This window comes from Peribacillus tepidiphilus (assembly GCF_009466385.1).
Taxonomy (GTDB): domain Bacteria; phylum Bacillota; class Bacilli; order Bacillales; family DSM-1321; genus Bacillus_BN; species Bacillus_BN tepidiphilus.
Genome location: NZ_WIAQ01000007.1, coordinates 95346 through 117755, shown reverse-complemented (window position 1 = coordinate 117755; position 22410 = coordinate 95346). Strand labels below are relative to the sequence as shown.

At 38.1% G+C, this 22410-nt stretch carries 23 protein-coding genes; 7 read left to right on the top strand and 16 right to left on the bottom strand.

Features of this window, described 5'->3' with window-relative positions; translation table 11 throughout:
- Window positions 1-196: 196 nt before the first annotated feature.
- Window positions 197-964, bottom strand: a complete 768-nt coding sequence (gene fabI, locus GD441_RS06610; protein ID WP_153124969.1) for an enoyl-ACP reductase FabI — start codon at window positions 962-964, stop codon at window positions 197-199.
- Window positions 965-1208: 244 nt separating this feature from the next.
- Window positions 1209-2582, bottom strand: a complete 1374-nt coding sequence (gene mgtE / locus GD441_RS06605) for a magnesium transporter (protein WP_153124967.1) — start codon at window positions 2580-2582, stop codon at window positions 1209-1211.
- Between the two features lie 224 nt (window positions 2583-2806).
- On the opposite strand from mgtE, the gene prpE reads away from it, so the two are divergent.
- On the top strand, window positions 2807-3547 hold the full coding sequence (prpE, locus tag GD441_RS06600) for a bis(5'-nucleosyl)-tetraphosphatase PrpE (protein ID WP_153124965.1): 741 nt from the start codon (window positions 2807-2809) through the stop codon (window positions 3545-3547).
- A 137-nt stretch (window positions 3548-3684) separates the two neighbouring features.
- Here the strand turns inward: prpE and GD441_RS06595 are convergent, their stop codons facing one another.
- From GD441_RS06595 to GD441_RS06575, 5 genes are all read right to left on the bottom strand, one after another.
- Window positions 3685-3864 (bottom strand): hypothetical protein, encoded by a 180-nt coding sequence (locus GD441_RS06595; RefSeq protein WP_153124963.1) that lies wholly within the window; start codon window positions 3862-3864, stop codon window positions 3685-3687.
- A gap of 141 nt (window positions 3865-4005) precedes the next feature.
- Complete coding sequence (locus GD441_RS06590; protein ID WP_153124961.1) at window positions 4006-4905, bottom strand: RluA family pseudouridine synthase; 900 nt, start codon at window positions 4903-4905, stop codon at window positions 4006-4008.
- Window positions 4906-4923: 18 nt separating this feature from the next.
- Window positions 4924-5718 (bottom strand): NAD kinase, encoded by a 795-nt coding sequence (locus tag GD441_RS06585; RefSeq protein ID WP_153124959.1) that lies wholly within the window; start codon window positions 5716-5718, stop codon window positions 4924-4926.
- A 54-nt stretch (window positions 5719-5772) separates the two neighbouring features.
- Window positions 5773-6402: a GTP diphosphokinase gene (gene yjbM / locus GD441_RS06580; RefSeq protein ID WP_153124956.1), complete on the bottom strand. Its 630-nt coding sequence runs from the start codon at window positions 6400-6402 to the stop codon at window positions 5773-5775.
- A 26-nt stretch (window positions 6403-6428) separates the two neighbouring features.
- A complete protein-coding gene (locus GD441_RS06575; RefSeq protein WP_153124955.1) occupies window positions 6429-6797 on the bottom strand; it encodes a UPF0738 family protein in 369 nt (122 codons plus the stop codon).
- Between the two features lie 140 nt (window positions 6798-6937).
- Between GD441_RS06575 and GD441_RS06570 the strand changes: the two genes are divergently transcribed.
- From GD441_RS06570 to GD441_RS06550, 5 genes are all read left to right on the top strand, one after another.
- The gene (locus tag GD441_RS06570; RefSeq protein WP_153125040.1) at window positions 6938-7522 is read left to right on the top strand and encodes a CYTH domain-containing protein; all 585 of its coding nucleotides are present in this window, start codon (window positions 6938-6940) and stop codon (window positions 7520-7522) included.
- A 30-nt stretch (window positions 7523-7552) separates the two neighbouring features.
- Window positions 7553-8227, top strand: a complete 675-nt coding sequence (locus GD441_RS06565; protein WP_225434154.1) for a lytic transglycosylase domain-containing protein — start codon at window positions 7553-7555, stop codon at window positions 8225-8227.
- Between the two features lie 164 nt (window positions 8228-8391).
- On the top strand, window positions 8392-8778 hold the full coding sequence (locus tag GD441_RS06560) for a globin domain-containing protein (protein ID WP_153124953.1): 387 nt from the start codon (window positions 8392-8394) through the stop codon (window positions 8776-8778).
- Between the two features lie 82 nt (window positions 8779-8860).
- On the top strand, window positions 8861-9751 hold the full coding sequence (locus tag GD441_RS06555) for a ClpXP adapter SpxH family protein (RefSeq protein ID WP_420849659.1): 891 nt from the start codon (window positions 8861-8863) through the stop codon (window positions 9749-9751).
- A gap of 664 nt (window positions 9752-10415) precedes the next feature.
- Entirely contained in the window at window positions 10416-10904 is a 489-nt protein-coding gene (locus GD441_RS06550; RefSeq protein WP_153124951.1) for a hypothetical protein, read from the top strand.
- Window positions 10905-11160: 256 nt separating this feature from the next.
- Here the strand turns inward: GD441_RS06550 and pepF are convergent, their stop codons facing one another.
- The 5 genes from pepF to spxA all read right to left on the bottom strand — a co-directional run bounded on the left by pepF (window position 11161) and on the right by spxA (window position 17393).
- Window positions 11161-12975: an oligoendopeptidase F gene (gene pepF, locus GD441_RS06545; protein WP_153124948.1), complete on the bottom strand. Its 1815-nt coding sequence runs from the start codon at window positions 12973-12975 to the stop codon at window positions 11161-11163.
- Window positions 12976-13050: 75 nt separating this feature from the next.
- Window positions 13051-14244: a competence protein CoiA gene (locus GD441_RS06540; protein WP_191992115.1), complete on the bottom strand. Its 1194-nt coding sequence runs from the start codon at window positions 14242-14244 to the stop codon at window positions 13051-13053.
- Between the two features lie 151 nt (window positions 14245-14395).
- Window positions 14396-15907 carry a cardiolipin synthase gene (gene cls, locus GD441_RS06535; RefSeq protein WP_153124945.1) on the bottom strand — a complete coding sequence of 504 codons (1512 nt, stop codon included), beginning with the start codon at window positions 15905-15907 and terminating at the stop codon, window positions 14396-14398.
- Window positions 15908-16089: 182 nt separating this feature from the next.
- Window positions 16090-16749 (bottom strand): adaptor protein MecA, encoded by a 660-nt coding sequence (mecA, locus tag GD441_RS06530; RefSeq protein WP_153124943.1) that lies wholly within the window; start codon window positions 16747-16749, stop codon window positions 16090-16092.
- A 248-nt stretch (window positions 16750-16997) separates the two neighbouring features.
- Entirely contained in the window at window positions 16998-17393 is a 396-nt protein-coding gene (gene spxA / locus GD441_RS06525; protein WP_153124941.1) for a transcriptional regulator SpxA, read from the bottom strand.
- Between the two features lie 605 nt (window positions 17394-17998).
- On the opposite strand from spxA, the gene GD441_RS06520 reads away from it, so the two are divergent.
- Entirely contained in the window at window positions 17999-18190 is a 192-nt protein-coding gene (locus GD441_RS06520) for a hypothetical protein (protein WP_153124939.1), read from the top strand.
- A 132-nt stretch (window positions 18191-18322) separates the two neighbouring features.
- On the opposite strand, the gene GD441_RS06515 is transcribed toward GD441_RS06520, so the two are convergent.
- From GD441_RS06515 to opp3b, 4 genes are read right to left on the bottom strand one after another with little or no spacing between them, the layout of a single operon-like run.
- Window positions 18323-19264, bottom strand: coding sequence for an ABC transporter ATP-binding protein (locus tag GD441_RS06515; RefSeq protein ID WP_153124937.1), 942 nt, complete (start codon window positions 19262-19264; stop codon window positions 18323-18325).
- Complete coding sequence (locus GD441_RS06510) at window positions 19265-20308, bottom strand: ABC transporter ATP-binding protein (RefSeq protein WP_153124935.1); 1044 nt, start codon at window positions 20306-20308, stop codon at window positions 19265-19267. It lies immediately after the preceding gene.
- Window positions 20309-20322: 14 nt separating this feature from the next.
- Window positions 20323-21351: an oligopeptide ABC transporter permease gene (opp3C, locus tag GD441_RS06505; RefSeq protein WP_153124933.1), complete on the bottom strand. Its 1029-nt coding sequence runs from the start codon at window positions 21349-21351 to the stop codon at window positions 20323-20325.
- Window positions 21351-22280 (bottom strand): oligopeptide ABC transporter permease, encoded by a 930-nt coding sequence (gene opp3b / locus GD441_RS06500; RefSeq protein WP_153124931.1) that lies wholly within the window; start codon window positions 22278-22280, stop codon window positions 21351-21353. The genes opp3C and opp3b overlap by 1 nt, the downstream gene beginning before the upstream one ends.
- Between the last annotated feature and the right edge of the window lie 130 nt (window positions 22281-22410).

Below are 22410 nucleotides of genomic sequence, written 5' to 3'. Positions count from 1 at the left end.
AGAGAATAATCCTGAAGGATCCTCTAGACAGTATTTTTTGTAAAATATATTCAAAAACAGAAAATATATGTTATTTTTCTTTCTTCGAAAAATGGAGAACTCAACTAATTAAAAATAGAAAAGGGACAGAACCCCTGTGTCACAATCACATAGCAAGATTGCGCACAGAACGAATCTGTCCCTTATCCAGCAATTTTTACAGGATATGAAAACCAGAGTCAACATGAATATTTTCCCCAGTAATCCCTCTTGACATATCACTGAATAAAAATACCGCTGTGTCCCCTACCTCTTCTTGTGTCGTAGTACGACGGAGCGGAGCACGTTCTTCAATTTCCTTAAGGATGGAATTAAAATCGCTAACCCCTTTTGCAGACAATGTACGAATTGGACCTGCAGAAATGGAATTTACTCGAATTCCTTTCTTTCCTAAATCATTTGCCAAATATTTAACGCTAGCTTCGAGTGAAGCCTTGGCAACACCCATTACATTGTAGTTAGGGACTACTCTTTCTCCACCTAAGTACGTTAACGTAACAATGCTGCCTCCTTCTGTCATTAAACCTTCAGCAGCTTTCGCAACAGCCGTTAAGCTGTATGAACTGATGTTATGAGCCAACAAAAAACCCTCTCTTGTTGTATTCATATAGTCACCATCAAGCTCTTCTTTATTGGCAAAAGCAATACAATGAGCAATACCGTGGATGACTCCAGCTTGCTCCTTAATTGTTGCAAAGCATTTTTCAATATCTTCGTCGCTTGTAACATCACATGGGAGAACGAGGGATTCTCCATCTAGAGATTCAGCCAATTCTCTTACACTTTTCTCTAAGCGTTCCCCTGCATAGGTAAAGATTAATTTTGCACCTACACTGTGAAGTGCTCTCGCAATTCCCCAAGCAATACTTCTTTTATTAGCGACTCCCATTACAACATACGTTTTTCCAGATAAAGAAAGCGTCATTTTTTTGCCTCCTATTTTATACAAGTTATTAGTACCTAGTACTAAGAATATATTATAACGAATAAAAAGAAAAGTAAAAGGCTTTTCCCTTCCTGTATTATTTTTTTGCAAACAAAAAACAGGACCGACCTTCTTAAAAGTAGTGGAGCCTGTCATACTATTTTAATAAAAAAGAGAATGACTGAATCAGTCACTCTCTACTCTTCAAATGCTGCTTAGCTCTAACTCTCACTCTCTTCTTCCTTTATGAAAGATACCCCATAAACAAAGTCGCCATGCCAAAGTATATTAAAATACTAATAATGTCATTAATGGTTGTAATAAATGGTCCTGACGCAACTGCAGGGTCAATTTTCATTTTATGCATAAGTAATGGAACCAAGGAACCTGCAAGTGTGGCAACCACTAGGGTTGAAAAAATGGAAAGGCCTACTAAAAAGCCTAAGAATAAATCTCCTTGCCAAAAATACACAATAAAGGTTACTAAAATCCCACAGGTTGCTCCAGTGATGACACCTGTTCCTGCTTCCCGTACAATCAGCTTCCATTTGCTCTCCTTTTCAAGGTCTCCTGTTGCAATACCGCGGACTGCAACCGCCAAGGCTTGTGTTCCTGTATTACCAGCCATCCCTGCAATTAAAGGAATAAAAACAGCAAGAATTGCTTTTTGATTCAACGTGGCTTCAAATCGGCCAATTAAGCTAGCGGTTAACATACCAAGGAATAAGAGAATAACAAGCCAAGGGAGCCTTTTTTTAGCGGCTCCTAATGGGCTCCGATCCATTCGGTCCATATCAGAAAGCCCTGCCAGCTTGGAATAGTCATCAGAAGCTTCCTCATCCATAACGTCCATAATGTCATCGGCTGTAATGATACCGATTAGATGATTTTGAAAATCCACAACTGGTAATGCCAAGAAGTTATAGTCTCTCATTTTTCTTGCTACTTCTTCCTGGTCTTCACTTACTGACACAGAAACGACACGGTCATTCATAATTTCTGAGATCATCGTGTCGTCATCTGCCACAATAAGGTCACGGAGCGAAATAACCCCCACCAGCTTCTTTTCCTCATCAATTACGTACACATAATAAATCGTTTCTGCTTGTGGAGCTTCATTTTTCAATATATACATAGCCGACCGTACCGTTTGATTGGCAGAGATCGCAATAAACTCGGTCGTCATGATACTTCCAGCTGTATATTCTTCATAATGAAGCAGCCCTTTAATTTCTTGAGCAGCTTCATCATCCATGATAGTTAAATAGCTTACCACCTGATCTTTATCTAATTCATTTAATACGTCTACCGCATCATCTGCGTACATGTGAGAAAGCATGTCTGCTACATAAGAGGGATTCATTTCAGAAAGCAGCTCTTCATATTCGTCTTCTTCAACCTCGAGGTTTTCAAATAAACCTGCCATCTCTTCAGGAGAAAGGTATTGATAAACTTTGGAACGTTCTTCCTTTTCAAGCTTCATGAATACCTTCGCTTGATCGTAAGAATGCAGTTCTGTAAATTCCTCTCTGAACAGATCAATATTTTCTTCTTTCAAGGCTTGAAGAATGAGCTCTTCATTTATTTTTTCTTTTACTCTTTCTTCATGTTCATTCATGTTTGTACCCCCTCTCTTGAAAACGACAATTTTTTTCAACAATCGTACTCATTATACTAACATTTCATATATTTTGTCGCTACCTACTTTTCTTGCTTAAAAGAAAAGAAAACATTGTACAGCTCCTACTATATTATTCCTTTATATTTTCTAAGGTGTGTTAAGATACTACTAATAAAGCTCACGTTCTACATATAAGAAATAAAAGATAAGGATGTTTGCATATGAAAATTGATATTATTGGCGATATTCATGGCTGCTATGAAGAATTTAAAAGCCTAACTCAAAAGCTTGGCTACGGCTGGGAAAAAGGATATCCTCTACACCCAAAAGGCCGAAGACTCGCTTTTGTCGGGGATTTAACAGACCGTGGACCAGAGTCGTTAAAAACGATCGAAATTGTATGGCAGCTCGTTGTAAAAGAAAAAATAGCATACTATTGCCCAGGGAACCATTGTAACAAATTATATCGTTTTTTTCTTGGGAATAAAGTTCAAATTACGCACGGACTGGAAACGACTGTTGCAGAGTATGAGCAGCTCAAGGAGAAAGAACAAAAGGACATCAGGCAAAAATTTATGAGACTATATGAAGATGCACCGCTGTATCAAGTATTAGATGAAGGTAGGCTGATTGTAGCACATGCAGGAATTAAGGAAGAATTAATTGGTAGAAATGATAAAAAGGTAAAAACTTTTGTTCTTTATGGAGACATTACTGGTGAAAAGCATCCAGACGGCTCTCCTGTCAGACGAGATTGGGCAAAATATTATAAAGGAGAGGCATGGATTATCTATGGACATACGCCAGTACGTGAAGCCCGGAAAGTGAACCGTACTTACAATATTGATACCGGCTGTGTATTCGGAGGCAAACTAACCGCACTTCGTTATCCAGAATTCGAATTAGTGCAGGTCCCATCCTCCATGCCGCTAGTAGAAGAGAAATTCAGGAGCTTTGACTAAAGTACATCATTTATTTTTAAAAAATTGGGATGTATCTGTAGACAGACGATAATTAGTTCCGGACGACCGATAAATCGGGATGACGGCCGATCTATTTGAGCTGACGACCGATATATTGGTCCTGACGACCGATATATCTAGCTGACGACCGATATATTGGTCCTGACGACCGATATATTAGTCCTGACGACCGATATATCCTGCCTGACGACCGATATCTCGAAATGACGACCGATATACTGTGCCTGACGACCGATATATCTAGCTGACGACCGATATATCCTGCCTGACGACCGATATCTCGAAATGACGAACATATTTTACCGCTGACGACTGATATCTCGAAATGACGACCGATATATGCTTTGACAAACCTATTTAATCCGTTTACATGTACATAAAATATACCTTGTCTACATCAAAAACATCGGCAGAACTTAATCTGCCGATGTTTTTGTTCACAAATGTAGAATGTTCTTCATATCTTGAGGCAAATCACACGTGAACGTTAGCCACTTTTCCTCAAACGGATGAAAAAATTGCAATTCTTTGCAATGAAGAGCCTGCCTGTTAATGAAGTCTCTTTTCCCGCCATACAGCTCATCCCCCAATAAAGGATGACCCAAATAAGCCATGTGCACACGAATTTGATGAGTCCGACCAGTAAGCAGCTTCAATTCCACATGAGTGAAATCCTGGCCGGTAGCCAAAACGTTATACAATGTACAAGCATATTGTCCATCTTCTCGTACTTCTCTCTCAATAATGCTTGTTGCTTTTCTTCCAATAGGGGCTTCAATCTTTCCTTCTTGCTCTTTCATGATTCCATGGACAAAAGCTTCATACGTCCTTTTTACGGTTCCTTGTTTTTGCTGCTCGCTCATCAGATGATGTACGTGTCTATGCTTTGCAACTAACATCAACCCGGACGTATCTCGGTCTAGCCTAGTGACCACATGAATGGTTGAAAAGATTCCGCGTTCCTCATAGTAGCCCGCTAAGCCGTTTGCTACACTTCCTGTTGGATGCTCTCTTGAAGGAATGGTGTTCATATACGGTGGCTTTTCAAGGACAATAAAAAATTCATCCTCAAACACAATATTGAGCGGTAAGCTTTCAGGAATTAACCCCTCGCTTGGTTTTTCCAGTGGGAACAAAACCTTGATGGTTTCAGTGGCCTTTAAAATATGCCTTACAGTAACCTCACGACCGTTGACTTCAATTTTCCCGCCTTTATACTTAATGTCCGTCAAAGCAGATTTTGATATGTTTTTCTCTTGTAAAAATTCTCTTAAAAGCTTTCCTTCATCCTCCTGAGCAGCTGTCCAGGAGAGGGAAAAAGAATGATTTGTATTCATATATATGGATCAATCTCCTTAATCTGCGATAAAGGAATCACGGACACGTTTCCAAAAAGGGAAAGGTCTAAAGCGGGCGAACCGGATCTTTTCTTGCGCTACACGAAATTGAATGGATTTAACATCCTTATGTAAAATTTGCAAGTGGTCAACTGTCACAATAAAATCCACTTGATTAACGGGTTTTAACATAAAGGTATGATGGTCCGGCAAAATAAGCGGAGAGCCCACTGTCCGAAATACTCGGTTGTTAATAGAAGCCATCTCGGCAACTTGAATAGCTCTGATCGATGGATGAATGATGGCTCCCCCCAATGCTTTATTATAGGCCGTGCTTCCTGAAGGAGTAGAAACACACAAGCCATCTCCCCGAAACGTTTCGAATTTCTGACCTTTAATCTCCACATCCATGACCAATGTTCCTTCAACACTTTTTACGGTAGATTCATTGAGCGCAAGATACTTCGTTTCCTTACCTCCGTGCTGGTAGCGAACAATCACCTCAAGAAGTGGATATTCAACAATCTGGTAGTGAGTTTTGGCGATTGCAATGACAAGCTTCTCAATCTCGTCTGGAGTCCAATCTGCATAAAACCCCAGGTGTCCAGTGTGCACACCGACAAAAGCCGTTTTATCCAGTCGGCTCTTATATCGATGGAAAGCATATAACAACGTGCCATCCCCACCAACAGATATTACGATATCAGGCTTTTCTTCATCATATTGAAGTTGAAAATCAAGCAAATATGATCTCATTTTATGCATAAGGGTATTCGACTTTTGATCCCCTTTTGAAGTGACAGCAAATTTCATAGGCTCCCCCTATTATAGTTTTTTAACCAATTCAATTATGTTAAAAGACAAGGCTTACTCTTCCTGTCCTTCTAGTTTTCGTAAAAAAACTCTTTGGGCTTCCTGAATTTCAAAGCGGATTTTAGACATTTCCTCATCTAGCAGAAATGCCGCCTCTGCCGCTCGTTTCAAACGAAGACGAATATCCTCTGGAAATTGCCCTTTATACTTATAATTTAAGGAATGCTCAATCGTTGCCCAAAAATTCATGGCAAGAGTCCTAATTTGAATTTCAACCAAAATTTTTTTCTCCCCATGAATCGTTTGAACAGGATAGCGAATAACAACATGATAGGAGCGATACCCACTGGCTTTTTTATGAGAAATATAATCTCTTTCTTCTACGATTTCAAAATCATTTCGCTGTCTTAATAACTGAACCACCTTCATTATGTCGTCTACAAACTGGCACATCATCCTCAAGCCTGCAATATCCTGTATTTCCTGGTCGATCCTCTCAAGCGGAATATTCTTGCTAGCTGCCTTATCGAGAATGCTCGCAACCGGCTTTACTCTGCCTGTTACAAATTCAATGGGGGAATGGGTATTTTCCCTTTCAAATTGTGTTCTCATTCCCTTTAATTTTACCTTTAGCTCCTCAACCGCTTGCTTATAGGGCGCTAAAAAGTCATCCCAATTCACCATGCGACAACACCACCTATCTGAACCTGCTACTTAAAGATGTTTTCTACCTTATTTACCATTTCTTCTCCATAATTGCTATTTCCTTCAATATTAGAAACCAAATACCTTAATTCTTCGTTAAATCCTGTAAGCTCCAAATCCTGTTCTGACCCCTTAAGAAAAACGGAATAATCGGATTCCAGTCCTTTTTTAAGCTGTGGCCATACTTTTTCCGGTATCGAAATATAAATATATTCATCCTTTTCTTCTGCTATGTATATAAAAGCCAATCCATCTGAATCAGCTAACATCTGTTCCTTCGGGGTAACCCCTTCCAAAGAATAGGTTTGATCAAGATGTAAAAATAACTTTTCCTTATTTATTTCGATCGATTTTACTTGTAATTTCTTTCGCATGACAAAACCTCCCATATTAACATTTTCATTTTACCACATCATTTCAAGATTTCGTAAATTTGAAGCAATTGGAAACAGACTGTAGAGCAGGAGGCTCAACTAATGGTACAATCATTTCTATAACAGAAAGGAAGGGTACGATGAACCAAAACCTTGAAATTGAATTTAAGAATATGCTCACCAAAGAAGAATTCATGCGAATCACCAATCATTTTCAATTATCAGAGGAACATTTTATCACTCAGGAGAATCATTATTTTGATACTCCCTCCTTCTCCTTAAAGGAAAAAGGCTCTGCCCTTCGAATCCGAAAGAAAAAGGGCTGTTATGAAATGACCTTGAAACAGCCTCACCCAAACGGCTTATTAGAAAGCAATGAACGATTAGACGAGGAGAAGGCCCTATCTTATTTACATAATAAACAAAAGCTTTCCGGGAAAATCAGTGAGTTGATTGAAAATATGGGTGTTTCCGTTCAGGACATCATCTTTTTTGGAACCTTGACAACAAAGAGAGCTGAAATCCAATATCGTAACGGCTTATTAGTGGTGGACCATAGCTTTTATCTCGGGGTGGAAGACTTTGAGTTAGAATATGAAGTTCCTGATGAAAAAAAAGGGTATGAAGATTTTTTAAATTTATTAAAAGAACTTCACATTCCTTTAAGAACGACCGAAAATAAAATTAAACGATTCTATAAGCAAAAATTTAAATTAGAAAAGTAACCAGTACCTTTTCTCCATGAGGTGAGAAGATTGAAAGTAAATGAATTGAAAACATTAATCGAATTACAAGCACTTCAAAATATGACAGGCTCTACAAATAGGTCTCAAGGATCTTCGACTGAAGGAATGTTTCAACAGATTCTCGCAGATTTTTTGAATCAATCAGACAGCAATGATTCCAACCCACTTATGTCAACATTAGGAAGCGTTAAAGAGGTAGTTGAAATCCTTGACACGTACAAAGATCATTCACAAAATATGTTAACGGACCTTGTTCAGCCAGTATTGAACACCTTGGATGAAGTGAAGGATGGTGCAAAGGCTTCTGTAAATAATTTTGAAGAGATGATCAAACAGGCTGCAGAAAAATACCATTTACCTGAAAAATTGATTACTTCTGTCATCCAGCAGGAATCCAATTTTAATCCGAATGCAAGAAGTCATACTGGTGCCTCAGGACTTATGCAGCTCATGCCCTCTACGGCAAAATGGCTTGGTGTAAGAAATGTTTTTGATCCTGTCGAAAATATTATGGGAGGAAGCAAGTATCTTCGCCAAATGCTTGATAAATATGACGGAAATATCGAGCTAGCACTTGCAGCCTATAACGCCGGGCCTGGAAATGTTGATAAATATAATGGTATTCCACCATTCAGAGAAACGAAGAATTATGTAAAAAAAGTATTGAACATGTATTTGAGCTGACCAAAGCAAAAAAAATCATTTGTCTACAACGAAGCATTCGGTGAAAATCCCGAGTGCTTTTTATTGTGAGGAATCATTTTACATTTACCTGTAAGCTAGATGTTTGAGATATTACCTTTCTGTTGTTACAATAACTTTACAGAATCGCTGAAGGAGTATAGATTATGACCGAGAAACCACTCACACCATATGAAGCAATTGGACAGGAAAAATTGTACGAGCTGATTGACTGTTTTTATGATAAAGTGAGCAAACATCCGCTTTTATCACCTATTTTCCCTGAAGATTTAACAGAAACTGCAAGAAAGCAAAAGCAATTTTTAACACAATATTTAGGAGGCCCATCTTTATATACTGAAGAGCATGGACATCCTATGTTAAGAGCGAGACATATGCCATTTGAAGTGACTCCGGCTCGAGCAGAAGCATGGCTTTCCTGTATGAGTGAGGCAATGGATGAGGTCCATTTAACCGGGGAAATCCGGGAATTTATATTTCATAGACTGTCACTAACTGCCCAACACATGATAAACACACCAGAAACCTTATGATGACTTGATTAATTCTTAAAGACCATGTCATAAATTTATGGATTAAACAGGTTAACTTTCTTAGCCAGAAAGGAGAAAGCAGTTGAGTTCTCAAAAGCCCGTTATTAGTTTTTCCGATTGGTTTCAAACCCAGCTTTGTTCAAACTCCACCAAAAAACCTGTCGAAATTTATGTATTTATTGATCCTCTTTGCCCTGAATGCTGGGCAATGGAACCTTATTTAAAAAAGCTTCAGGTCCAATATGGTAAATACTTTAGCATAAAGCATGTTTTGAGCGGAAAATTAGCCAATTTGAATAGTAAAGGCAGTAAAAGCTACGAAGGGATTGCGGAAGTCTGGGAAAAGACTGCCAGCAGAACTGGCATGTCTTGTGACGGAAGCCTATGGCTCCAAAATCCCATCTCCACTCCTTATAACGCTTCGATTGCCATAAAGGCAGCTGAGCTTCAAGGAAGACGCTTAGGTATTCGTTTCTTGAGAAAGCTGCAAGAGCTGCTTTTCTTGGAAAAGCAAAACATTTCTGAAATGCCCGTTTTAACGGAGTGCGCCCGTACAGTCGGACTGGATGTAGAAGAATTTTTGAGAGACATCCACTCCCATGCTGCAGCAAAAGCGTTTCAATGTGACTTAAAGATCACGACAGAGATGGAAGTAACGGAAATTCCAACCGTCGTTTTCTTTAATCAAAATATTGAGGATGAAGGAATAAAAGTAACAGGAGTCTATCCGTATGAGGTTTATGTAACGATTTTGGAAGAAATCCTTTCTGAGACACCTACACCTTCTCCTTTGCCTCCATTGGAAACCTTCATACGGTATTATACTTTAGTCGCTACAAAGGAAATTGCAGTTGTCTACGACATGAAAGAATCAGATGTGGAACTTGAAATGAAAAAACTTGTCCTGCGACAGATTGTTGAAAGGATTCCTGCTAAATACGGAACTTTTTGGAGATATATTGGTGAGGCATAGATTTCATGGAGATAGGATGGAGCTGAGTTGCGCGGGTCATCCAAACAAACATTGGTAAAACATGTTTCTCATGGAAAAATGCTCTTCCCCTTCCGAAGTCCAAAAGGGGGAGGTTTTTTAAAGGGATGAGGCAAAAAAAGTGAAAAAACCCTGCAGGGATTGGCAGGGTTTTTTCTATTCATACGAACAAAGGGGATGGGAGAAATTTTTCACGGTCAAACAAAGGGGTATATGTTTGCTTGTGATCAACTTCACACTCATAATATATCAGATGTAAGCTGCCCTTTTCAATAGATTGTTAGTTATTTCACAATATTGTCAAATTCTAAGAATAAAGTCATGACTGAGACCGTATTTTATAGAAACAAGCATTTTTAAAAGGAGGTTCCTATGAGTAAGCTGGCTTTATTTTCTTTCCTTGTCCTAATAATTGTCGCTTTTTTTACACATTTACTTGCTTTAATGGAGATGTTCCCACTCTTTATAAGTACTCCCTTTCTATTCTTTAGCATCTTTTGCTTCCTTTTCTCACTCACCCACCGGAATAGATTTAGAGGGTTTTAATGAAAGGAATCATATTTTAAAATAAAAATTTTCTGCTAAGAAGGTAGGGAGAATTTACTCTATATAAATATCGGATAATCTACGGGATATAACGGATACTTTGCATGATAGATCTACCATTCTGCTGACTTTTATGTATATTATATCGTCCATTAGTTCAAAATATCGGTCGTTAAGAGGAATATTTCGACCGTCAGCTAATATATATCGGTCGTTAAGAACAATATTTCGGTCGTCAGCCAATTATATCGGTCGTCAGCTCAATTATTTCGGTCGTCAGTTCAATTATATCGGTCATCAGTTCAATTATATCGGTCGTCAGCCAATTATTTCGGTCGTCAGCTCAATTATTTCGGTCGTCAGTTCAATTATATCGGTCGTCAGCTCAATTATTTCGGTCGTCAGTTCAATTATATCGGTCATCAGCCAATTATTTCGGTCATCAGCCAATTATTTCGGTCGTCAGTTCAATTATATCGGTCATCAGCCAATTATTTCGGTCGTCAGCCAATTATTTCGGTCGTCAGCCAATTATTTCGGTCGTCAGCTCAATTATTTCGGCCGTCAGTTCAATTATATCGGTCATTAAGAACAATATTTCGGTCGTCAGCTCAATTATATCGGTCGTCAACCAATTATATCGGCCGTTAGCTCAATTATATCGGTCGTCAGCTCAATTATTTCGGTCGTTAAGAACAATAGTTCGGTCGTCAGCTTAAATGATCAGCCATCCATCAAAAGCTTTCCGATTACACAATCAAATGTAGATCCTTCAACAACAATAATAAAACTGACTCACCCCTCCTATGGTCTATACGCCATAGGGGGATGAGTCAGTTCTCTTCTTATTTCAATAACTCTTCCATTTCCGTTAGTTTTTCTTCGAATACTTTTAGTGCATCTTTGATTGGTTCGGCCTTTGTCATGTCTACACCAGCTTTTTTGAGCACTTCAATTGGATAATCCGAGCTACCAGCCTTCAAGAATTCAATGTATCGTTCGACAGCAGGCTGGCCTTCTTCTAGGATTTGCTTGCTTAATGCTGTAGCAGCACTGAAGCCTGTAGCATACTGATAAACATAATAGTTGTAATAGAAGTGAGGAATGCGTGCCCACTCAAGACCGATTTCTTCATCAATATGAATGTTATCGCCAAAGTATTTTTTGTTTAAGGCGTAATATTCTTTTGTTAAAAGCTCAGCTGTCAATGCCTCTCCTTCTTGAGCCTTCATATGGATTAGATGTTCGAATTCAGCAAACATGGTTTGACGGAAAACTGTGCCTCGGAATCCTTCTAAATAATGATTGAGGAGATATAGGCGCTTCTTGTCATCGTCAATTGTTTTTAACAAATAATCATTTAATAGGTTTTCATTGCAGGTCGAAGCAACTTCCGCTACAAATATCGAATAATTCCCGTACGGATACGGCTGATATTTTCTCGTATAATAGCTATGGACAGAGTGCCCGAATTCATGGGCAAGCGTAAATAGATTATTTACGTTGTCCTGCCAGTTCATCAATATATACGGATTGGTTCCATACGCACCAGATGAATACGCCCCGCTTCGTTTTCCTTTATTTTCGTGAACATCAACCCAGCGGTTATTGAATCCTTCCTTTAACACGTTCACATATTCTTCTCCAAGTGGCGCAAGTCCTTTTAAAAGATATTCCTTTGCCTCATCATATGTTACCTTCATTTTTACATCTTTTACAAGCGGTGTATACAAATCGTACATATGGAGCTCTTCAATACCAAGCACCTTTTTGCGAAGGTCCACATAGCGATGCAGTAAATGAAGATTTTTATTTACAGTGTTCACAAGATTGTCGTAAACAGATTCCGGGATATTATTGTTGCTTAAAGCAGCATGACGGGCAGAGTTATAATGACGAACCTTTGCATTGAAGTTATCTTTTTTCACAGTGCCCGCTAATGTACTGGCAAATGTGTTCTGGAACTTGCCGTACGTTTCATAAACGGCTTTAAAGGCATCCTCGCGCACACGTCGATCTTCACTTTCGAGGAAGCGAATGTAACGACCATGTGTGATCTGAACCTCCTCACCATCCTCGTCCTTTATGGATGGAAACTCAAGATCTGCATTGTTCAGCATGCCAAATGTATTGCTAGAAGCATTCATGACCTCTGAAGCCTGTGCAAGCAGCGCCTCCTGTTCAGCGGAAAGCACGTGAGGACGCTGAAGATTGATTTCATCTAGAGCATGCTCATATAATCTCAGCTCTTCTTTTTCCTGCAAGAATTGTTTGAGTTTTTCTTCCTCGATACTTAAGATTTCAGGGACTATGTAAGATAGCTCACTTGAAGCCTGAGTATAGACGGTCTTAATTCGGTCATCCATACCTTGATAAAAGGAATTGGTCGTATCTTGATCGTATCTCATGTGAGCATATGCATATAGCTTACCTAAACGCTCCGTTAAAGAATCCTGAAATTGCAGAGCAGCATATAGCTGATCTGCACTTTCTCCTAATGTCCCTTTAAATGATTGAGCTTTCTTAATTTCTTCCTTAACCAGACTGAATTCTTTTTCCCAGTCTTCATCTGTTGCAAAAATATCTTCAAGCCTCCAAGTATCCTCTATGGCAATTTCATTTCGAGCAGGTAATGTTTTTGCTTTTGTTTCCTGTGTCATCGTGATCCTCCAATCTATCAAAAAATTCCTACTTCCTACTATTTCTTGATTTCGAGAAAAATTCCTGCATTTCCACTATGTTTTTATATGTTTTAGGATAACATGCTTCAATGTTTCATGAAACATTTTCTGTTCCTCTTCATTTAGTATAGTTGAAGGGGAAAGCTTTTTTAACACCTGGTGCTTATGTTGTGTAAGCCTTTGGATTACTCCAAGTCCGGCAAGTAAAGAAAAATATTCTTCGACTGGTCTCATCACATCTTGAGGTAGCATGAACGGTAAGTTGCGTAGTTTAATATCCCCTTTTTCTACCCTATTCATAACTGCCTTTTTCAATTCCAACAAAGAAAAATAACTCCCTGTTTCTTTTTTCCTCAAAACATCATACCAAATCCAAAATTGCCATTGGATCGGCGGTGTTTCAATAAGGTAGCCATACTGAACAGGTATTCCGATTTCATTTGGGAGTGTTGATGGTGACAGACCTGAAAGATACATGGAGTTAAAAAATGTATGGTGTGAACCTGCAGAAAGGTGTGCACACCTTTTCCAATGCTCTTTTTTCTTTAACCATGGTTTAATATAAGCGGAAGATTGAACTTTGGTCTCTTTAAATAAGTCAGTCCATAAAATGGGGCCAATCGATTTTGATGTGATGAGAGGGAAGATCACTCTTGAGGAAAAAGAATATGGGTTTTGAAGTTTTGTCAGCAGCTGCGTTTCGGGTGAAAAAAAGAAAAGATGAGGGGCTTCAAGGCTTCCTGTAAGAAAAGTCCAAAGAAATTCAGACAGATGGATTTCTCCACCGTTTTTTCTTTTCAAAAAAGTGTGAGAAAGAATCCAAATGGGGGAAATCCCTGCTTCTAGATACTTTTTAGTCCGTAAAACAACTTCTTCTTTCGGAATGACAGAGCATTGAAATTCAATCGCGTATTTTCTATCGTCTTTTTCAAAAAATAGATCGGATCTTTGATGAGTAGTAGGTAAGAAATATTCTAACTGGGGATTGAGTTGTTGCCTTTTCAACCACTCGTAAAGCTGCCACTTTCCTTCTAAATGTAACTGGGTTTCTGATTCTGAGGCTGCTCTGCATTCAGCATGTGCTATGTGGGAAAAATGAGGGATCTTAACCGTACCAAACTTGAGAATGACCTTTTGATTACAACAAGGACAATACAATAACTCCTTCCTTAGTTCTTGGACCATTTTTGTGGGTAGTTCTCTCTTTACAATAATCAACTCGCCGTTTTTTCTTCTTGCTACGAGCATGACGTCACCTCCTGCTATGATCATTCGCTACTTAAACTCAGAATTCCTCTTTTTCACAAAAAACAGGCTGTCCATAAGTTTCCAGTTCCATCAGTCTTACCTCAATTTTTTAATATTGAGTTAGGAATGGATGTATAGGACAGCCTAATCTCTATAACAATGGCGAAAGTAATCTGCAAAAGGATTCAAGAATCTTGATCCCGATATGTCTTTTATTAAAGGAGTCAATGAAAAGCTCTTGTGCCTCTTTTAAATCATCCAAATAGTCCTGAACTAGCTTTTTCGTACTGTTTGTTTTATATAAAAACGCATTTACTTCAAAATTCAAATGAAAGCTTCTCATATCCATATTGGATGTACCGATTGAAGCTAGCTCCTTATCAATGATGACAATTTTGCTGTGCAAAAATCCTCGTTTATATGCAAAAATTCTGACTCCGGCTTCCAATAAATCAGGAAAATAGGATCGAGAAGCATGCCAAACGATCCATTTATCAGGATTTTGAGGAACAAGAAGTCGAACGTCTACACCGCTTAATGCAGCTACCTTCAAGGCCTGGAATATATCCTCATCAGGGATAAAATAAGGAGAAGCAATCCAGACGGATTCTTTGGCAGAAGTGATCATAGAAAAGAAAATATCTTTAATAACACTCCACTCATTATCCGGACCACCTGCAATCATTTGCACACCGCCATGTTTATGCTCAAGCGGAAGGCTAGGCGATAAATACTCATCTGTCAAAAAACTATGGTTTGTACTATAGTACCAATCTTGGAGAAATATAAGCTGCAGAGAACGTACGGCTTCTCCTTTAGCCATTAAATGCGTGTCCCGCCAAAAACCAAAGCTTTTACTTCGTCCTAAATATTCATCCCCGATATTCAAGCCTCCAACAAAGCCTATATCCCCATCAATGACGATAATTTTTCTATGGTTTCTGAAGTTAAATTTATTGTTTAAAAAAGGAAGTTTAACAGGACCAAACGGAGCCACTTCAACCCCTGCATTTCGCAAATCTTTAATATAAGCCTTAGGCAACGTCCAGGATCCCACCGCATCGTATAAAAAACGAACCTTAACACCGTTCTTTGCCCGATCCATTAAAATGGATTTAATCTCTCTCCCAATATGATCATCACGAACAATATAATACTGGATATGAATATGATGCTTTGCGTTTTTTAATGATTCAAGAATATGAGAAAACGTTTCATCACCATTTGTGAGAACTTTCGTTTCTGTAGCAAAAGAAATTGGACTATTCCCTAATTTTTGTGCTAAATGAAACAGCTTCCGATTATGTTCACCTATTTCATTCAGTTTTTTTTCACTGACATCTCGCTCACCTTCAATTTTTAAAAACGCTTGCTTATCCAAAAAATATTTTTTACGATACATTTTTTCCTTGCGATAATTGCGCCCAAATAATAAATAAAAAATGAAGCCTAATAACGGGAATGCACCGAAAACGACAAGCCACGTCAACGTTTGGGTTGGATGCCGGTTTTCAAGAAATATGACAAAACCCATTACAATGGAAGAAAATGTAATAAGTAAACTAAAAAAACCAAAAAATCCTCCTTGCACATGATCCTTCAACAAGTACCAAATAATACATAATAAAACGATAAAAATGCCTAACCTAACTGTATTCTTCATTCCACTCACCTCAAAACCAAAGCAAACAAATGGAAAAAACTAAATATGGACTTACATAATTTACCTTAGTTAATCATAAATTATATTTTATATTCAATCTATACCTATTTGTTTTAATTGGGCTTATTTATTCTATATATAAAAAACCGATTTCTCATGAGAAATCGGCTGATCATCTATGATTAGAAATATTGATTCAATTTATTGAATACATCCTCTTGGATAATGACTTTTCCATATTCCTCTAATCTATGAATCGTTAGCTGTGATTCATGACCATATTCCAAAAGAATGCTTAATATATTATCAATGTCCTCTTCTTCAATCTCCTCTTCCACAAACTCAACATAGAGATAGTATTTACCTTCAAAGGAATAGAGCTTTGTTTGGAAACCTTCGAGCCCGCTCCGCTTACTTAAAGAAATCACATCTTCAATATCATTGAACATGAGGACGAAATCAAGCGGCTCATCTTCAAATTCAGAATGATCAGAATCAGTAGATTTTGGTTTAAAATGCTGGTCGAGAAGGGATTCAATTCGGTCATCAACAGGCAGATCCTTGAGTTTTTCTTCATCAAAAGAAGCTTGTAAATCCTTACTTAAATGAGCCTTCGTCACTAAGACTTCAAGGCCTCTGTCTAAGGCTTGTACCTGTATCCATAACGGACCTTCAATGGAAAAATCTTCTTCGTGATTAATTTCATCCATCATTTCCCAAAAGAGCTCCTCACTTTTTTCGCGATTATACCAGATTTCATCGCGATCAAAGCCTCTTTCCTCTATATCCATGTAAGAAATGTAAAACTTCACCGTATGCTCATTTATTCTTTCGATCTCCATTCATTCCCTCTCCCTTCTTCACTGTATTTTGAAGGGAATTACCCCCGAAATTAAACTTTATTATATAACAATACCCTTAATAATTTAATATTAATCATTGAATAGGTATTTCCTTTTATTTTACTTTATTTTATGATAAATCGCTACAGAAGGAAATGAAAATGCATCAATTTACAAAAAACAATTATATGCCTAAGGGGATTCCCTTTATACAAAAAAGCCCTCGTCTTAAAGACAAGGACTAAATATTAGTTAACCATTCGCTGTGCTTCACGAAGATGGAATGTACGGACTTTTCTTGGTAAGAAACGTCTGATTTCATCTTCATTGTACCCTACTTGAAGACGTTTTTCATCAAGAATGATTGGTCTGCGAAGTAGTCCAGGGTTATCTTTTATAAGCTTATAAAGCTCTTGAAGCGGCAAGGTTTCTAAATTAACATTTAACTTTTGAAAGGTTTTTGATCTTGTTGAAATGATTTCGTCTGTTCCATCCTCTGTCATGCGAAGAATTTCTTTAATTTCTTCGATGGACAGTGGCTCAGAGAAAATGTTTCTCTCAACGTAAGGAATTTCATTTTCTTCTAACCAAGCCTTTGCTTTTCTGCATGAAGTGCAACTAGGTGATGTATACAATGTAACCATTATATTCACACTCCCTTATTATAGAATCTTTGATCTATGCTGGGAAAATCTTTGTACGTTTAATGACACTGGGCTATACTCTTACACTATTACTAAATTGAAATTAATTTAAAAAAGTAATTTCTATAGTTTATTATACATGAAACTTTGAAAAAAAAATACCTTTTTTAAAAAATATGAAATTTGTTATACAAACGTTATACTCTAAGGTTTTTATCCTAATTTTCCAATGAATAGATCATAATCCCAATATCCTATCATTTGTAAAACAATTGAAAAAACGGAGCCCATATTCTCATTTATCACGATTCAATCAAAATTTTAACACCCAACCCATTTTCCATACTTATATAGACGTTTTAATACCCTAATAGGTTTCATTTTATTTTAAAAAATTTCACCTTCCCATACATTTATTGTATCGAAGGAAACTTAATTTTTCCTTAAGATATATAGATATTCATTCATATATTTTTACAATCGTATGAGTTCCATGAGTTTATGAAATAATGAACGAAACATATTTTTTGTACTTTCCTAAAAAGTGTGAATTATATACAATGATATTAAGGGGAAGTTATTTTTTATAGAGGGGAGATCTCAACATGAGCGGATACATTTTTGACTTAACGATTGTAGCCTTACTAGTGATTGGTTTAACAGCTTTAAACGGAGTCATTACCAATAGTATTGGCGAAAGACTGTTCGGTGGAACTAAAAGAAATGAATTCAGGGACCAATCGATGAAAACCCAAACAGGCTGGAAAGCCATTGGTGGAAAAAAGAAACCGATTTAATCTTTTATACATATATAAAAATGAAAAGAGGGTGATCCGACTTTTTTTGGGGATCCCCTCTTTTTATATTTTTAAGGTGTATAATGAACTAGTTGTTACTGGTATTCAAAAATTAAGAATTCAACTGCTTAATTATTTCTTTGACATTGCTCTGTATTGCTCCAATTCCTTTTCTGAACAGTATACAAAATGTCCTGGTGTCACTTCACGCATCTTTACCTCTTCGCCTTCTGCATAGTCATGCATGTTCGGATTGTACGTAATGCGCTTCCTAGTCCGTTCACTGATTGGATCTGGCTGTGGAATAGCTGATAAAAGCGACTTCGTATAAGGATGAAGCGGATTGTTGTATAGTTCATCACTTGTAGTTAACTCTACTAATTTGCCAAAATACATAACGCCAATACGGTCGCTAATGTATTTGACCATCGATAAATCGTGGGCAATAAACAGGTACGTTAACCCTTTTTCTTTTTGGAGCTTTTTCAGCAGGTTGACAACCTGGGCTTGAATAGAAACGTCAAGAGCTGAAATCGGCTCATCAGCGATAATAAAATCAGGTTCGACAGCAAGTGCGCGTGCTATTCCGATCCGTTGGCGCTGTCCACCTGAGAATTCATGCGGATAGCGGTTTGCATGCTCCTTGTTTAATCCTACGGTCTCTAGAAGTTCAATGACACGGTTCATGCGCTCTTCCTTTGTTTTGGCTAAACCGTGAATATCGATTCCTTCTGCAATAATATCCGATACCTTCATGCGCGGATTAAGAGATGCATATGGATCCTGGAAAATCATTTGCATCTTCCGGTTGAATTCACGTAGTTCAGATTTTGATTTTTTCCCGTGAACATCTTTTCCACGGAACAATACTTGACCATCTGTCGCATCATAAAGGCGAATAATCGTCCGTCCAGTTGTCGATTTTCCACAACCAGATTCTCCAACAAGTCCAAGCGTTTCCCCTTTATAAATTTGAAAGGAAACATCGTCAACAGCTTTGACCATGTTTGGTTTTCCTACATTAAAATACTGCTTTAAATTTTTAACCTCAAGTAATACTTCTCGGCTCGCCATTTACTTCCCCCCCTTTGCAGCAAGAAAATGACTTCTGCGCTTTAAGACTGCCTCTGGCGGACTAACCTTTGGTGCGTCCGGATGAAGCAGCCAAGTAGCCGCATAGTGAGTATCAGAAACCTTAAACATCGGCGGCTCTTCCTCTAAATCAATTTGCATGGCGTATTGATTTCTTGGTGCAAACGGATCTCCTTTTGGAGGATTCAAAAGATCCGGAGGTGTTCCCGGAATTGCATAGAGTTCAGTTCCGCTCGTTTCTAAATCTGGCATGGAGCTGAGTAATCCCCAAGTATATGGGTGCTGAGGGTTGTAGAAAATTTCATCTACCGTACCAATTTCTACTATTTTTCCTCCGTACATAACAGCCACACGATCTGCAACATTGGCTACTACACCAAGGTCATGAGTAATAAAAATAATAGAAGTGTCGATTTTTGTTTGCAGATCCTTCATCAACTCCAGAATCTGTGCCTGAATCGTAACGTCCAATGCAGTTGTCGGTTCGTCAGCAATTAAAATCTTAGGATTACATGCAAGCGCAATGGCAATAACCACCCTTTGTCTCATACCACCAGAAAACTGGTGAGGATATTGCTGGAAGCGAACTTCAGGCTGCGGAATGCCAACAAGGCGAAGAAGCTCAATGGCTCTTTCCTTTGCAGCTGCTTTACTTAATTTCTGATGCTTGATAATCGGTTCCATAATTTGTTTTCCAATTTTCATCGTCGGGTTTAACGAAGTCATTGGATCCTGGAAAATCATCGAAATTTCTTTTCCACGGATTTTCTGCATTTGACGGTCCGATAGCTTTGTTAAATCATTTCCGTCAAAAAGAATTTCGCCTTTTTTCACTTCAGAGTTGCCCGGTGGCAGAAGCCCCATAATCGATTTTGTCGTTACAGATTTCCCTGAACCGGATTCACCAACAATGGCTAAAGTTTCACCCTTCATTAAATCAAAGCTTACTCCACGAATGGCCTTTACTTCTCCTGCAAAAGTGTGAAACGAGATATTTAAATCTTTTACTTCAAGAACTTTTTCCATCCTTATCACCTGCCTTAATCACGCATTTTTGGATCGAGCGCATCACGAAGTCCATCAGCCATCAAGTTGAAACAGATCATAATTAAACTGATCAAAACAGCTGGTGTGAACATTTCGTGTGGATATAGTCGTAAAACCTTAAATCCTTCGTCAATCAATGTACCTAAAGAAGCATTCGGCGGCTGTAAACCTAGGCCAATAAAGCTTAAAAACGCTTCAAAGAAAATCGCATTTGGAATCGTAAACATCGTATTAATTATAATGACACCAGCAAGGTTAGGAAGCAGATGCTTAAATATAATTTTCCCATGACTGTTTCCAAGTGTTCTAGACGCTAAAACGTACTCTTGTTCTTTTAGCTTTAATACTTGGGCACGAACAACACGAGCCATCGTTACCCAGCCAGTGATGGTCATAGCAATGGTTATCGAAAGGATTCCCGGTTCCAAGACTAGAATAAACAAAATAACAATGACTAAGGTTGGAATTCCGTACAATACCTCCGTAATACGCTGCATGATGTTATCAATTTTGCCGCCAAAATAACCCGAAATCGCACCGTATGAAACACCGATAACCATATCAATTAATGCGGCAAGAAATGCGATCAATAAAGAGATTTGTGTACCCTTCCATACACGTGTAAAAAGGTCACGTCCAAGTGCATCTGTACCAAACCAATAATATTCATCTATTTTTTTCTGTTCGTACACGTTCACTTCTTGTCCATTCTTCAAAACCCTTACACCATCAAATGGAAGCCATTCAATTTTTTCTAGACCTTGAATTCGCGGAGGAAGGTTTGAATGAGGAAGATTCTGCTTGTCGAATTCCTTTCCACTAATAACAGGTCCTAAAAACGCCATGATGACGATTAAAGTCATGATCATCATACTGACAATGGCTGCTTTATTCTTTCTTACGCGCATCCATGCGTCCTGCCAGAAACTCAAGCTTGGTTTTGAAATTTCTTCACCCTTTGCAGTATCCATAATGGCAGGCTGAAATTTTTCTTTTGGTATTTTCACGTCTTGGTTTGCCATTACTTTTTACCTCCTGCCAGTCTAATACGAGGGTCAATAATTCCGTAAAGTATATCCACAACTAAAATGATTACAACAAATAAAAAAGCAAATAGTAAAGTTGTTCCCATAATAACAGGATAGTCGTTCACTGCAACCGATTTAACAAACTGCTCACCGATTCCAGGAATAGCGAAAATTTTCTCAACGACAAGTGAGCCGGTCATAAGCGAAACAGCAAGTGGTCCCAATACCGTAACAACAGGGATTAAAGCATTGCGTAGAGCATGCTTAAAGGCAACTTCAAAATAGCTCGCACCTTTCGCCTTGGCAAGCGTAATGTAATCCGAACCTAATACCTCAATCATTTCCGTTCTCATAAAACGTGCTGCGATCGAGATTGGGAAAAATGAAAGGGCAATGGTTGGAAGGATTGTATATTCAAAGCCTTTCCAGAATAGAACAGGCAACCAACCAAGTTTTACACCTACATAATATTGTAAAAGACCCGCAATAACGAAGCTTGGCACTGACTTACCTAATACCGCCAGTAATGTGGAGGTATAGTCAGCCCATGTGTTTTGTTTTAGTGCTGCAATGACACCTAAAATGATGCCGACAATGGATCCAAAGAACATCGCTTGAAATCCTAACTGTGCAGAAGGCCCGATGCGATCCATAATTAGATCGGTAACTGGTGTATTATTGAATTGGAAAGAAATCCCTAAATCACCTTTCACCAAATTGGTCATGTATTGAAAGTATTGAACAGGAACAGGTTTGTCTAGTCCATACTTATCTAACATGATGGCTAATTGTTGAGGGGATAACTTTTGAAAACTCGCAAACGGAGTACCCGGGATTAGCTTCATGAGGAAGAAAGAGAGGGATGCAATTAAGAATAATGTGATTAGCATGTAAAAAATACGTTGTGCAAAGTACTTGACCATTTGAGCACCTCCTATAAAATCAAAGTTTTATCCAAATTTTCTCCAAATTTCGACAATTAGTTTACAGGTAAAAAGAGAGTATATTGAGAAAATATACTCTCTTTAGACATGTTTAAATTATATATACTTT